General features: G+C 46.6%; 12 protein-coding genes and 1 riboswitch. Of the genes, 3 read left to right on the top strand and 9 right to left on the bottom strand.

Annotation, left to right across the window (positions count from 1 at the left end):
• Nucleotides 1–12: 12 nt before the first annotated feature.
• Nucleotides 13–1,815: a hypothetical protein gene (locus tag DESDE_RS03050; RefSeq protein ID WP_014792570.1), complete on the top strand. Its 1,803-nt coding sequence runs from the start codon at nt 13–15 to the stop codon at nt 1,813–1,815.
• A gap of 46 nt (nt 1,816–1,861) precedes the next feature.
• Here the strand turns inward: DESDE_RS03050 and DESDE_RS03045 are convergent, their stop codons facing one another.
• The gene (locus tag DESDE_RS03045; RefSeq protein ID WP_014792569.1) at nt 1,862–2,617 is read right to left on the bottom strand and encodes an N-acetylmuramoyl-L-alanine amidase; all 756 of its coding nucleotides are present in this window, start codon (nt 2,615–2,617) and stop codon (nt 1,862–1,864) included.
• A 478-nt stretch (nt 2,618–3,095) separates the two neighbouring features.
• Between DESDE_RS03045 and DESDE_RS03040 the strand changes: the two genes are divergently transcribed.
• Complete coding sequence (locus DESDE_RS03040; protein ID WP_014792568.1) at nt 3,096–3,677, top strand: 50S ribosomal protein L25; 582 nt, start codon at nt 3,096–3,098, stop codon at nt 3,675–3,677.
• A 79-nt stretch (nt 3,678–3,756) separates the two neighbouring features.
• Here DESDE_RS03040 and ehuA read toward each other — a convergent pair whose 3' ends face one another.
• The 7 genes from ehuA to DESDE_RS03005 form a co-directional block, all read right to left on the bottom strand.
• Nucleotides 3,757–4,605 (bottom strand): ectoine/hydroxyectoine ABC transporter ATP-binding protein EhuA, encoded by an 849-nt coding sequence (gene ehuA / locus DESDE_RS03035; protein ID WP_014792567.1) that lies wholly within the window; start codon nt 4,603–4,605, stop codon nt 3,757–3,759.
• Nucleotides 4,606–4,616: 11 nt separating this feature from the next.
• Entirely contained in the window at nt 4,617–5,273 is a 657-nt protein-coding gene (ehuD, locus tag DESDE_RS03030) for an ectoine/hydroxyectoine ABC transporter permease subunit EhuD (RefSeq protein ID WP_014792566.1), read from the bottom strand.
• Nucleotide 5,274: 1 nt separating this feature from the next.
• Nucleotides 5,275–5,925 carry an ectoine/hydroxyectoine ABC transporter permease subunit EhuC gene (ehuC, locus tag DESDE_RS03025; RefSeq protein WP_014792565.1) on the bottom strand — a complete coding sequence of 217 codons (651 nt, stop codon included), beginning with the start codon at nt 5,923–5,925 and terminating at the stop codon, nt 5,275–5,277.
• A gap of 6 nt (nt 5,926–5,931) precedes the next feature.
• Nucleotides 5,932–6,816 carry an ectoine/hydroxyectoine ABC transporter substrate-binding protein EhuB gene (gene ehuB / locus DESDE_RS03020; RefSeq protein ID WP_014792564.1) on the bottom strand — a complete coding sequence of 295 codons (885 nt, stop codon included), beginning with the start codon at nt 6,814–6,816 and terminating at the stop codon, nt 5,932–5,934.
• Nucleotides 6,817–6,932: 116 nt separating this feature from the next.
• A riboswitch (cyclic di-AMP (ydaO/yuaA leader) is annotated at nt 6,933–7,079 on the bottom strand.
• A gap of 112 nt (nt 7,080–7,191) precedes the next feature.
• On the bottom strand, nt 7,192–7,944 hold the full coding sequence (gene sdhB, locus DESDE_RS03015) for a succinate dehydrogenase iron-sulfur subunit (protein WP_014792563.1): 753 nt from the start codon (nt 7,942–7,944) through the stop codon (nt 7,192–7,194).
• An 11-nt stretch (nt 7,945–7,955) separates the two neighbouring features.
• Nucleotides 7,956–9,692, bottom strand: a complete 1,737-nt coding sequence (gene sdhA / locus DESDE_RS03010; RefSeq protein WP_014792562.1) for a succinate dehydrogenase flavoprotein subunit — start codon at nt 9,690–9,692, stop codon at nt 7,956–7,958.
• Nucleotides 9,693–9,748: 56 nt separating this feature from the next.
• A complete protein-coding gene (locus DESDE_RS03005; protein ID WP_014792561.1) occupies nt 9,749–10,372 on the bottom strand; it encodes a succinate dehydrogenase cytochrome b558 subunit in 624 nt (207 codons plus the stop codon).
• A 534-nt stretch (nt 10,373–10,906) separates the two neighbouring features.
• Here DESDE_RS03005 and DESDE_RS03000 point away from each other — a divergent pair.
• The gene (locus DESDE_RS03000; RefSeq protein WP_014792560.1) at nt 10,907–11,374 is read left to right on the top strand and encodes a YopX family protein; all 468 of its coding nucleotides are present in this window, start codon (nt 10,907–10,909) and stop codon (nt 11,372–11,374) included.
• Between the two features lie 83 nt (nt 11,375–11,457).
• Here the strand turns inward: DESDE_RS03000 and DESDE_RS02995 are convergent, their stop codons facing one another.
• A complete protein-coding gene (locus DESDE_RS02995) occupies nt 11,458–13,185 on the bottom strand; it encodes an NADH-dependent [FeFe] hydrogenase, group A6 (protein WP_014792559.1) in 1,728 nt (575 codons plus the stop codon).
• Between the last annotated feature and the right edge of the window lie 2 nt (nt 13,186–13,187).

Raw genomic sequence — 13,187 nt, 5'->3', positions numbered from 1 at the left:
AGAGTTGGAGATATGTTCCGTAAATCTATTCGAACGTCCTTTACCCTTACTTTAATATTTCTATTAATGTGCTCACCTTATGTTTCGGCCGTGCCGTTACTCCCCTGGTTGCCAGAGCCCTTGGTTCACTCTACTCAAATCATTGAAGACCGGTTAGAAATGACCGGCCCAACCACCGGCATTTTCCACTACAAACTCTTTGATACAAATGGCGAGGACATCACCAGTGAATTTCCGGTTTCTGATTTATTTGTGGAAGCCAAACCTTCAAACGGCTGGGACACTTTGGGAATCGCAGAAGCAAACTTGGACCCTCAAACAGGAACCTGTACATTGACCTATAACTTTTCCGAAGCGGACAAATTTATTTTTGTTCATATCTCGCCCAGATACAGCAGAGGAGCTTATGAAAGATTAATTGTCGGCAATTCCGATGAAGAATACCTGAAAAGAGTTGATGAACTTCATATTCTTACCGATAGCTTAACGAGTTCCGGAGCAAATTCCGCCACATTTCGCTACAATGTCATCAATTTCATCGACGATATTACAGCTAAAATTCCTGCTTCTCAGATCGAAGCCTTTTCGGCCCCGGGTTCCGAGATCACCCTCGACCCTGCCACAGGTACCGGCACCATTGCTTTTGATACCTTAGATACAGACCAGTTTATCAAAACTACTCTAAGAGATAAACTCACAGGAGTTACCGCCGTTTTAAACACTCTTGGACTAGATCCGGTTCCAGCTTCGCAAGTGACAACCCCTTCGGCAATATCCAGAGTTGATTTCGTTTCAAGTGATCTGGTAAAAACCGAGACAGGTACAGCAACTTTCCAGTATAAACTGTTGGATCATTATTATACAAATATCACCAAGACCATTCCCTCGGAAGATCTGAAGGCAACAGCTATCATTAATTCTACCCATGCTGACGTAAGCCTGGAGCCGGAAACCGGTACCGGCACCATAACTTATGATTTCTCTGATAATGATGAGCAAGTCCTGGTTACTTTGGCTCACCAAAAAGGAATGGAAATCTCAGCGCTGTTAAATCTTCATTCGCCATCAGGGTATGAAGCAAACAATACTGAAAACAACACTGATGAGGATCTTGAAATCGCTCAAATATCTTTTTTACCCACTGGTAAATTATCCCCTAATATCACTACTTACTTGCATTACCGAATACTTAATAAAGAAGGTAAAGATATAACGCCAAAAATTCCCGCTTCTGAGTTAAGCGCAAGCTCATCTGTCAATTCAATGATCACCTTAAAGCCATCGGACAGAGAGTTTAGGATAACCTATAATTTTCATGACTCAGATAAAACGATTCTTGTTTCTTTGGAAGACAAAGCCACCGGTGTCAAGACATCAATCAATATCGGCAATATGCCCCCAGAGCCTGGGTCAGAAGAGAATATAGTAGATAACACAGCCATAACTTTTAAGGACCCCGTTTTAGAGCAAGCAGTCCGGGAGCTTATCTATAAGCCAACAGCAGAGATTTATAAAAATGACGTCAAAAACATTTCCGATCTATTCATCGACAAGGGCTGTAAAGATTTATCCGGAATCGAAAACTTAACCGGTCTGGTCTCACTAGCAATTCATTCTGATCATATTGATGATCTGTCACCTTTAACGGAGTTGTCAAAACTAAGAAACCTAAACTATCAAGGCACGCTCAGTGATTTAAACACTCTGTCACAACTGACAAATTTGAAACTTCTTGAGATCAGCTCTGCCGCAATCAGTCAATATGATTTCTCTTCAATACAGAAAGCTTTACCCAATTGCTACATTATCCATTAAAGAAAAATCCTCGGGGCGAACCCGAGGATTTTTTTATTCATTAGCATTAATTCATATCCACTGTAGGGATTCCGTCCTTTTGCAATCTACGGCAATACTCGGAAAGCCCTTGGTAAATGGCTACACTCAGTTGATGCTGATAGTCTGTTTCGTTTAATTTTTGTTCTTCCAGAAGATTGGACAGAAAGCCCACTTCCACAGTCACTGCGGCTTGTTCAGCCCTCTTTAGAATAAACAAATCCTGGTCGGCTTTGGCCACTCGTTTGGTACCGGCCAGCTTATTTAACTCCGCTTGTATGGTCTCAGCGAGCAGCTTTCCTTCTGGTGAACCCTCATGGTAAAAGACTTGGGGTCCGGTTAAGGAGTGGTTGGGGGAGCTGTTCACATGAATGCTTAAGTAAACATCGGCCTCGTAATCCTTAGCCAGTTGGATTCTTTGGGCCAGGTCTTCCCTTTTTCTTTTGGCCAGGCCCTCAGAAGTTCCCAGATCCACATCGGTCTTCCGAACCATGACAGGCTTTCCTCCAGCCTGTTGAATAAAGATCTGCAGGTGCTTGGCAATATTTAAGGTGATATCCTTTTCCAAGCTGACTTTCCCTACGGCCCCCGGGTCAACACCGCCATGTCCGGCGTCGATGAGGACAACCTGGTTGCCAATAGTCCAACTCCAGATCGTTTCATCCTTTTGGTTATACTTCCATACTAAGCCGCCTGTCACAATAAGCGCCAGCAAGAGCACCGATACAGCCATCCAACCCTTATTCCACCGTCTATGATGTTTAAACCTTCTCATTCTCCTCATGGCTCTTCTCCCTTCCCATACCTTGGGCCGGATGTCATCCCACCCTTAAAAAAACTTATGGAGAAGGTGCTTGGCATTATTCCTTAATAGTGGTATTCCTAAGGAATTTTCGGGATAGTCTTTACATTGGGCCCTGACTATGCCTAAACAGTAGGTCTCAGGAGCATTTTGGCGAAAAGACAACTTTCCCTTACCTTTCGAGTTGTAAGTTGCTTTTCCCTTAGATTGCGGGAACTCCTGGGCTTTGACTTTCCAATAGTAAAGTTATAAAGTAAATATTATTAGGACTCAAAAGACTTCTGCAGCTGGAAGAGGATTTCATGAGGTATAACGCAAAAGAGGAATAGTATACCAAAACCTGTTGAGTCCTATGATTGTGAAATGAGAAACAACTCTATCCGCTCCTTCTAAGTAAAAATCCAGGACATCGAAGCCGGCGGCGTAGAGGCGTAGAGTACAAGAATGGAGGGTCAAACAGATGAGCGAAACTGCAATTCAGGCTATCGAAAGGAAAGAAAAGCCCAAGGAAGTCCGAAGTAAAGGTTTTGTACCGGGGGTAATCTACGGTAAAAGTATGGACTCCATCAGTGTGAAATTTGATGAGAAGAAGCTTAATAAGGCACTGCAGGGACGTTCCCAAAAAGCCAAAATCTCTGTGCAAGTCGGAGATGAGACCAAGCAGTGTTTCGTCCAAGAGATTCAAAAAGACATTACTATAGGCAAAACCATTCATATTGCTATGCAAGTAGTGGAAGATGATCAGGTTGTGAAGATGAAGGTTCCGATTATATTCAACGGGACTGAAAGCCTCAATGAAAAAAGACTCATCCTACAGCCCTATGTTTCTGAAATCGAGCTTTCCGGCCCTAGTGTCGATATGCCTGAGTATATTGCTATAGATGTTGCCGACAAGCCCTTGGGAGAGAAATTCACTGTGGGAGATCTTATGGTTAAGCCTTCAATAACACTATTTGATGATCCGGAAAAAATCATTGCTGCCATTATCGGCTCAAGAGTTCATCTGCCTGCAGAGGATACTTCCGATGCCGCTGAAAGTTAATCTTCCGAATCCGACCTGTTAAAGAACCTATACAAAAAACAGGCCTCACAAAGTGGGGCCTGTTTTTTGTATAGGTTATTCACCTTCCCCGGAAGCGGCTTAAAAAGTTCTGCAAGCGGGCGCTCTGAGGATTATGGAAGATTTCCCGGGGCGGTCCTTGTTCAATTATGTGCCCTTCATCAAAGAAGACCACCCGGTCCGCCACATCCCTGGCAAAATCCATCTCGTGGGTGATAAGGAGCATAGCCATCTCCCCTTCATGGGCAATCTCTTTGATTACTTCCAGCACTTCACCCACCAGCTCCGGATCCAAAGCGGAGGTCGGCTCATCAAACAACATAATTTTGGGACGCATGACTAAGGCCCTGGCGATGGCCACCCGTTGTTTCTGCCCGCCGGACAGTTGGGCGGGATAGGCATCGAGCTTATCACCCAGGCCCACTTTCTCAAGCATCGTAACGGCCTGCTTCTCAGCATCATCCCGGGTCATCCCCAGTACATGGATAGGAGCGGCTGTCACATTCCTCAAAATGGTCATATGAGGAAAAAGATTAAAATGCTGAAAGACCATACCGATCTTATTGCGAATTTTATGCAGGTGTTTTTCATTGGCTTTAACCAATTTTCCATTGACCATTTGATGCCATAACAACTCCCCATCTACTTGGATGGTTCCGGAAGTGGGCTCTTCCAAAGTCATTAGCAATCTGGCCAGGGTGGTTTTTCCCGAGCCGCTGGGTCCGATCAAGGCTACTTTCTCCCCTGGCGCAATATCCAAATCAATTTCTTTTAGAACCTGCAAGTCTCCATAAGTTTTGGAGATTTTTTCGTAGTGCACTACAGGTTGTTTAACTTTTTTCCCGGCCTTGGACCGATGATTTATAGATTCCTCCGGTGTATTCTCTAACAATTTTAATTGGGCACTCATCCTATTCCCCCTTAGCGAACGCTTTTAGTCATTCTCATCTCCAAACGATGAATCATTAGTGAACAGGGATAACTTAGCAATAAGAACAAAAATCCTACAATTGTAAATCCCTCCAGATACCGAAAGGAATGGGAACCGATAATTTTGGCTGTCTGCAAAATTTCCACCAAGGTAATGGCCGAAAGAAGGGGTGTCTCTTTAAACATGGTGATCAAATAATTTCCCATCACCGGGATGACCGGCGGCACCGCCTGAGGAATGATAATCTTGGACCATACTTGCCAGGGGCTGAAGTTGAGAGCTTTGGCCGCCTCCCATTGCCCCTGAGGTACCGCTTCAATTCCCGAGCGGTAGACTTCGGAAAGATAGGTGCTGTAGTGAATCCCTAAGCCAATGATCCCGGCAGTCAGGGGACTCAGGGACAGCCCGGCTTGGGGCAGCACATAGAAAATAAAATAGAGTTGCACCAACAAAGGGGTGCTGCGGATAAACTCGACAAAACCTTTTGAGCCGTAAGCAACGGGTTTCAAGGAAGATCGCCCGCCAATGGTGAGAAACATCCCTAAAAACAAGGCTAGAAAAAATCCGGCAAAGGTGGCGATCACGGTAATCTTGAGTGCCGCAAATATCTCCGGGAAAATTTTGAGGGCAAAATCCCAATTCCACATTTTAATACCTCCCTATGGTCAGCCTGGTTTCTATCCAGCGAATCCCCCGTGTCAAAGGCCAGGCAATCAGGAAGTAGATTACAAGCAGCAAGCTGTAAATTAAAGTCGTCTCCATGGTGGAAGCATTGAGCACGGATGCCTGATAGGTCAAGTCGGCTAAGGTAATTAAGGAGACCAGGGAAGTACTTTTCAGCAGCTCAATCTGCAGATTGCCAAACCCCGGCAGCATCATGACAAAAGCCTGAGGCAGGATAACGCACCGCAGGCGTTGCCAGGGACTAAAGTTTAAGGCGATTCCTGCCTCCGTCTGCCCTTTGGGAACCGCCAAAATAGCACTGCGCACCACTTCGGAACCATAGGCCCCACAGTTTAACCCTAAGGTCAGGACACCGGCCGCCAAGGGAGGCAAGCTGATACCTAAAATAGGTAAAGCAAAATAGATCCAGAAAAGCTGAACAAGGAGAGAAGTGCCCCGGAAGGCTTCTACATAGACCGCCGTCAGAAAGCGGATCAGCGGATAGTTGGACAATCGGCCGAACCCTGCCAGGAAAGCCAGTACAAAAGCAAGGAGTGTTGCCAAAAGAGTGATGGTGAGGGTTATTTCCAGCCCTTTTAACAGTGCCGGTAAGAGGTCTAAGATGGCCAAGGTCATCACTTCCTACTTAATAATGTCTTCTACAGTCGCGTCCCCTGGAAGCTCTTGCTCTGTAAAGCCAAAGGATTCAAGGATCTTCTGCAGTTCACCGGATTCTTTCAGCTTTTGCAATTCGGCATTGAAAGCCTCCCGAAAATCACTGTCTTCATGACGGAATGCGGTTGCTCCATAACCCTTGACATTTTTACCATTGATAACCGGCTGAGTGAAGTCCATGACCCGCTCCAGATTGGGATCAGCGGCTGTATCCAAGGTAGCCTGAACCGAGGGGCCGGTGGCGGTAATCACATCTGCCCGCCCGGCTTGCAATGCCGCCAAAGCTGCCGGCATATCCGGAACAGTCACAATTCTATCCTTGGGGACACCACTGGCTACCAGGTAATCATACTCAATGGCCCCTCCAGGTAAAGCGACTTTAGCTGTTCCATGCTTGGCGATATCTTCATAGCTATGTAAGTCGAGAGGATTTCCCTTTTTGACGGCGATGGCTTCCCCAATGCTGTATTCGGGATTGGCAAAGGACACCTGTTCAGCCCGTTCAGGCGTAATAAACATTCCGGCGGTAACCATGTCGAAACGTTTGGCCTGGAGACCGGGAATCAAAGAAGCAAATTCCGTAAGCTCCCCCTGCATTTCATTAATCCCCAGCTCTTTTAAGATGGCCCGGGCGATTTCAACCGCTTCACCGGTGAGTTTTCCGTCGGCAGTTTTGTAGGCGTAAGGTTTTTCATTAGCAAAGCCAACGGTGACGGCCCCTTTCTCCTTAGCCTTCTCCAGGGTACTCATCCCGCCATCGTTTGTCTTGGTCGAGCCACACCCTCCCAAGGCAAAGACACTAAAGGCCAGCATCCCCACCAGCAGAGTCTTGAGCAGTGGTAACTTTTTCATTCAACTTCCTCCTTTTTTACCGGCTGAAATCCGCAAAAAGGCATAGAAAAAGGGCCTGAACAGGCCCAAGAAGAAGCAGCGCATAACATTGGCTATTGATTTAGCATAAAAAACACTAAAACGGTTCACACGCTTACGAGGTTAGCTGCCGGGTTCGGAATGATACCTTTCCGTCACTTCAAGAAGTTTAACTCCTAAAAAGTGATTCACCCCCATTATGGTTCCCCCGTTTTCCTTTTTGGGAAATTCAGCCTTGACTACAAACATTCAGTTCGCAATCTGACAACTTTTTATTTTATTATAAGTTGTTACAACTCAATGTTAACACCTGAATTGGCAGATTGCAATAAAAAATTTGCTTGTTTTCCATTTTCTTCAGCTATTCAGCCATCTCTTCAAAGCGAATTTATTGACCTCTCTATTTATATCGGCAAGACTGGTGGTCAAGGGAACCTCCTTGGGACAGGCCCGTACACAGTTTTGGGCGTTGCCGCAGTCGGTGATCCCTCCATCACCCATGAGAGCGGATAGACGAATATGCTTATGCATAGCTCCTGAGGGATGAGTATTGAAAAGGCGAGCCTGGGAAACGGCGGCCGGACCAATAAATCGGGAACGGGAATTAACCTGAGGGCAGGATTCCATGCAGCATCCACAGGTCATGCATTTGGAAAGCTCGTACGCCCATAGTCTATCTACTTCAGCCATACGGGGTCCGGGACCCAGATCATAGGTCCCGTCGATATCAATCCAGGCATGGACCCTCTTTAAATTCTCAAACATCATGGTTCTATCCACCATAAGATCCCGGAGGATGGGGAATTTCCGGAGTGGCTCCAGGACAATGGGCTGCTCCAAATGATCCACCAAGGCTGAGCAGGCCTGCCTGGCTTGGCCGTTAATATTCATGGTACAGGCACCGCAGACTTCTTCAAGACAGTTGCATTCCCAAACCACGGGATTGGTCGCTTTTCCCTGGGCATTGACGGGGTTCTTTTGAATTTCCATCAAGCAGGAAATGATATTCATTTTGGGACTATAAACTACTGCAAACTCTTCCCAGAAGGCAGGTTGATCCGGAGCATTTTGGCGACGGACTTTTAAACGAACAATCTTTTGCCCTGACATGAATATCCCTCCTATTTCTCTACATCATAACGCCGCTGTCTGGGCGTGATGAGTGATACATCCACAGGTTCATAACTGAACCGCGGACCCTCAGGTGTGTAGGTGGCAATGGTGGTCTTCAGCCAATTCGCATCATCCCGCTCCGGATAGTCGGGCTTATAATGGGCTCCTCGGCTTTCATTGCGATTAAGGGCCCCCAGGGTAATGACACGGGCCAGCTCCAGCATATTCCAAAGCTGCCGGATAAAGAGGGCTGTCTGATTGCTCCAATGGACATCATCAATGAGTTTGATCCTCTGCCAACGCTCTATAAGCTCCTGGATCTTTTGATCCGTCTCAGTCAGTTTGTTATTATAGCGGATAACGGTGACATTTTGAGTCATAATATCACCCAGTTCTTTATAAATGTGGTAGGGATTTTCCTCACCCTTCATATTGAGAATCCTGCTCCAGAGCTCCTCCTGGACTTTTCGTTCACGGGCAAAGGCTTCCTCTTCCCCACCGGGGGTCTTCAAGTTGTTTTTCTTAATGTACTCCAGGGACCTGGGACCGGCGATCATCCCGCCATAAATGGCCGAGAGCAAGGAATTGGCCCCTAAGCGGTTGGCCCCATGGTATTGATATTCACACTCCCCGGCGGCAAACAATCCTGGGATATTGGTCATTTGCTCATAATCCACCCACATTCCGCCCATGGAATAGTGAACCGCCGGGAAAATCCGCATGGGAACCTTTTTGGGGTCATCCCCGACAAATTTCTCATAGATCTCAAGAATTCCCCCCAGCTTGACCTGGAGTTCATGGGGATCCTTATGGGAGAGATCCAAATAGACCATGTTTTCACCGTTAACCCCCAGCCCCAAATCAAAGACCACATGATAGATGGCCCGGGTGGCAATATCCCGAGGGACCAGGTTTCCATAGGCCGGGTACATCTCTTCTAAGAAATACCAAGGCTTGCCCTCCTTATAGGTCCAGACCCGCCCACCCTCACCACGGGCCGACTCGGACATGAGCCGCAGCTTATCTTCTCCCGGGATAGCCGTAGGGTGAATCTGGATAAACTCACCGTTGGCATATTTGACCCCTTGCTGGTAGAGGGCTGAGGCCACCGAGCCTGTATTAATGGTGGAGTTGGTGCTCTTGCCGAAGATCATGCCGCACCCTCCGGCAGCCACGATGACGGCATCGGCGGGAAAGCTGTTAATGCCCATATCGTAAAGGTTCTGGGCGACTATTCCCTTGCAAACGCCCTCATCAATAACAGCAGAGAGCATCTCCCAACCTTCATATTTTGTTACTAATCCGGCCACTTCAAAACGACGGACTTGCTCATCCAGGGCATAGAGAAGCTGCTGCCCTGTGGTGGCTCCGGCAAAGGCGGTACGGTGGTGCTTGGTCCCGCCGAAACGCCGGAAATCCAAAAGCCCTTCCGGTGTCCGGTTAAACATAACCCCCATGCGGTCCATGAGATGAATAATGCCCGGTGCCGCATCACACATAGCTTTGACTGGGGGCTGATTGGCCAGAAAATCCCCTCCATAGACCGAATCATCGAAATGCTCCCAAGGTGAGTCTCCCTCACCTTTTGTGTTGACCGCTCCGTTGATTCCTCCTTGAGCGCATACGGAATGGGAGCGCTTCACCGGTACCAAAGAGAATAAATCCACCGGTGTTCCTTCTTCAGCTATCTTAATGGCAGCCATCAGACCCGCCAGTCCTCCGCCTACCACGATGACTCTGCTCATCTTCTTCACCTCTCACTTTTGTTCCACTATGAAAATCTATCGAGGAAACTTTCTTTTTACATAAAGGAGGTCAGATCAAGAAGCCCAATAACAGTCATGAGAACAAAGACAGCAAAACATGCATAGGTCCAGATCTGCTGTGCCCTGGGACCCACAGTAATACCCCAGGTGATGGCGAAAGCCCATAGGCCGTTGGTAAAGTGGAAGATGGCCAGGACAATTCCAAGCACATAAAAAATAAGCCCCCAGGGATTGGCGATGGCATTTTGCATTCCTGCAAAGTTGGCTTCCCCAAAGCGAAGAGCCAAAACATGAATGATCACGAAAATCAAGGTATAAATACCGGAAATCCGCTGGATAATATAGAACCAGTTCCGTGCGTATTGATAGCGCAGGACATTGCTTTGACCGGTGTAAACCACCCAGCTGCCATAAACAGCATGAAAAATAATCGGAACAAAGATCACGATTATCTCAATCAGGAAAATTCCTGGAACACTCTGCATGGTCTGGATCACCTTATCGTATTGCTCCGGACCGAAACGTGCAGAAAGGTTTAAAAACATATGGAATATTAGAAAGATACCGATGGGCAACAGCCCCAAAAGAGAATGGACACGACGAATCAGAAAATGGTAAGAACCCGATTCTGTTCTTCTTAAACTTACCTCATTGCTCATGCTCTAACCTCTTTTCTCCTCAATATTTCCCTCCGCAATTCTGTCTAATAACTCTTCCCAAGAGGACAAGACTATCTGTAAATTAGCCCGATAGTTCTTCACCTCCTCCAAAGTTTTATGATCGAAACTAATATCTGGTCACAATTTCGAGGCGTACTTCACCTTGAAATTTTGGACTCCGGACTCCTCATCTCAAGTGCTTTGAATGCTAGGGCATTTTGACTATTGAGTCAATTCGTGCACTTTATAGCCAGCAGACTTAAATAATGAAACTCTTATGGACAATTTATTTAAATATCTGGTAATAGTTTTAATATGTTAAATTTATATTAATACGGGAAAAGGGGTACGTCAACCTAATTATTATAATATTCCAAATTTTCGAACTAGTTGGCATGCAATCATAACCTCCTTCCCTGCACTCCTTTAGTTCAGAGTGCTTATTTCAAGAATTGAAGGAATATATAGACGAATTAGTCATTTGGGATTATACTGAATTTAGAAAAAGGTTTTAGTAGTAGGGAGGGAATTTTTATGAGTATACCGGAGTTTCGTGCCTACGACAAAAGAGAGAAGAACCTGATCTATAATCAGGATTTATGGCTGCCCAGATCTTTGCAGAACATAGGACATACTGTTTATCCCGTTCATATTACAGAAGACGGCATACACTATCGGCTGAATTGTCTGTCCAACCATTATGAACATGATTGGGAAGAAGATGTGGTGACTTGTTATGGCATAGAGATTATGGCGTTTACAGGGTTTTGGGACCATGAGGAACCTCGTAAAAAGATCTACTGCAACGACATCATCTCTTTTATCTCCAAAGAAAATTCGGACCTCCCCTCCAGTTCACAAACCGGACGGATTATATTTTGCCAGGGATCCAAGGAATGGATTGTGGTCGATAAGAAAGAACACTATCTTGAGAAATTATGCCAAGTTGTAAGCCCCCGGGTCATAGGAAATTGGTTTGATCACGCAGAGCTGCTGGAATAAAAAAAGGTACTCCGACTATCTTACATCGATAGTGCGGAGTATCTTTTTATATCGACTTCCTACCTACTTCTTACCTTATTGAACTAACTCCGTGCAACATAATGAGTATGCAGCAGCTCATGGGATCTATGACTTCCTGGTTTTTCCAGATACTCTTCGTAGATCTTTTTTATCTCAGGGTTTTCATGGGATTTCCGTTTGACAGCCTGGCGGTCCAGGGCATAAATGCCGGCTGCTCTTAACCGGTTGACTTCCTGGGTCCTGGACTTATCCATAAGAATCGGTTGGCCGCCGCCATTGATGCATCCTCCCGGGCACCCCATCACTTCAATAAAATGATAGTTCGCAGTACCCTCGCGAATCCGATCCAAAAGCTGGGCAGCGTTGCCTGTACCATGGACAACAGCGGCTTTAATCTCCAAGCCATCGATATGCACTGTTGCCTCTTTAATGCCTTCAAATCCTCGAACCGCACTATATTCAATGGCTTCTAAATCTTGTCCTGTCAGAATATCCGCCACCGTCCGCAGGGCAGCCTCCATGACTCCTCCCGTATTGGCAAAGATGACCCCAGCGCCGGTGGATGTACCTAAAAGCTCATCATATTCGCTATCTTCTAAGTCATTAAAATTGATTCCCGCTTGTTTAATCATTTTGGCCAGTTCCCGTGTAGTGATCACCGCATCTACATCTTTGCGGCCCTGAACCATCATCTCTTCCCGATCTGCTTCGTACTTCTTGGCAGTACAAGGCATAACAGAGACTACAAAGATTTTCTTGGGATCAAGACCAGCTTTCTGCGGATAGTATGACTTAGCCACAGCCCCGAACATCTGCTGAGGGGATTTGCAGCTGGATAGATTATCGAGAAAATCTGTAAAGTTATGCTCACAGAATTTCACCCAGCCTGGAGAGCAGGATGTAATCAGAGGGAGTTTGCCTCCTTGCTGAATCCGCTGAAGAAGTTCTGTCCCTTCCTCCATAATGGTCAGGTCGGCACTAAAGGTGGTATCAAAAACTTTGTCAAAACCCAAACGTCTCAGGGCGGTCACCATTTTTCCCCGGACATTGATTCCCACCGGCAGGCCGAACTCTTCGCCCAAGGCTACCCGCACGGCTGGAGCTGTCTGCACCACCACATGGAGTTCAGGATCTTCCAAGGCGCTCCACACTTTATCCGAATCGTCCCTCTCCTGGAGAGCTCCTACCGGGCAAATCTTAATACATTGTCCACAGTTAATGCAGCTGCGGCCGGAAAGGGCTTCCTCGTAGGGAGTGGTCACTGTAGTATGGGCGCCCCTCTGGGCTATTTCTATGGCATTGACCTTTTGGGTATTGGAACATATACTGACGCAGCGACCGCACAGTATGCATTTGCTGGAGTCTCTGACGATCGGTCCCCACTCATCCATCTCCGCACGGGCAGCTTTTTTCTCATAAGAAACAGAGCTTACGCCGAAGTCCTCGGCAAGCTTCTGGAGTTCACACTTCTGATTTCTCGCACAGGATAAGCATTCCCGGTTGTGGTTAGCTAAAATAAGCTCCAGAAGCTCTTTGCGGGTTTCCCTGACGAGCTTGCCGGCGGTCTTCACCACGATTCCTTCCTCGACCTTCGTGACACAGGCAGGCTGAAGGCCTCTCCATCCTTCAACTTCTACTACACAGATGCGGCAAGAGCCTGGTTCATGGACTCCTTGCATAAAGCAAAGGGTCGGGATATTGACTTTATATTCCTTGGCAGCTTGTAAGATGGTCGTTCCTTTAGGAACGGATACCTGAATTCCGTCAATCTTTAAGTTAATCTTATCCACCC

It is taken from the genome of Desulfitobacterium dehalogenans ATCC 51507, from assembly GCF_000243155.2.
GTDB classification, from domain to species: domain Bacteria; phylum Bacillota; class Desulfitobacteriia; order Desulfitobacteriales; family Desulfitobacteriaceae; genus Desulfitobacterium; species Desulfitobacterium dehalogenans.
Note: the sequence above shows the minus strand (reverse complement) of the source record. Positions and strands in the feature narration are given on the sequence as shown.

Bases quoted from the DNA above. Each gene is read 5' to 3' on its own strand.
- DESDE_RS03050 (WP_014792570.1), top strand. From the start codon at position 13: ATGTTCCGTAAATCTATTCGAACGTCCTTTACCCTTACTTTAATATTT.
- DESDE_RS03045 (WP_014792569.1), bottom strand. From the start codon at position 2,617: ATGAGGAGAATGAGAAGGTTTAAACATCATAGACGGTGGAATAAGGGT.
- DESDE_RS03040 (WP_014792568.1), top strand. From the start codon at position 3,096: ATGAGCGAAACTGCAATTCAGGCTATCGAAAGGAAAGAAAAGCCCAAG.
- ehuA (WP_014792567.1), bottom strand. From the start codon at position 4,605: ATGAGTGCCCAATTAAAATTGTTAGAGAATACACCGGAGGAATCTATA.
- ehuD (WP_014792566.1), bottom strand. From the start codon at position 5,273: ATGTGGAATTGGGATTTTGCCCTCAAAATTTTCCCGGAGATATTTGCG.
- ehuC (WP_014792565.1), bottom strand. From the start codon at position 5,925: ATGACCTTGGCCATCTTAGACCTCTTACCGGCACTGTTAAAAGGGCTG.
- ehuB (WP_014792564.1), bottom strand. From the start codon at position 6,816: ATGAAAAAGTTACCACTGCTCAAGACTCTGCTGGTGGGGATGCTGGCC.
- sdhB (WP_014792563.1), bottom strand. From the start codon at position 7,944: ATGTCAGGGCAAAAGATTGTTCGTTTAAAAGTCCGTCGCCAAAATGCT.
- sdhA (WP_014792562.1), bottom strand. From the start codon at position 9,692: ATGAGCAGAGTCATCGTGGTAGGCGGAGGACTGGCGGGTCTGATGGCT.
- DESDE_RS03005 (WP_014792561.1), bottom strand. From the start codon at position 10,372: ATGAGCAATGAGGTAAGTTTAAGAAGAACAGAATCGGGTTCTTACCAT.
- DESDE_RS03000 (WP_014792560.1), top strand. From the start codon at position 10,907: ATGAGTATACCGGAGTTTCGTGCCTACGACAAAAGAGAGAAGAACCTG.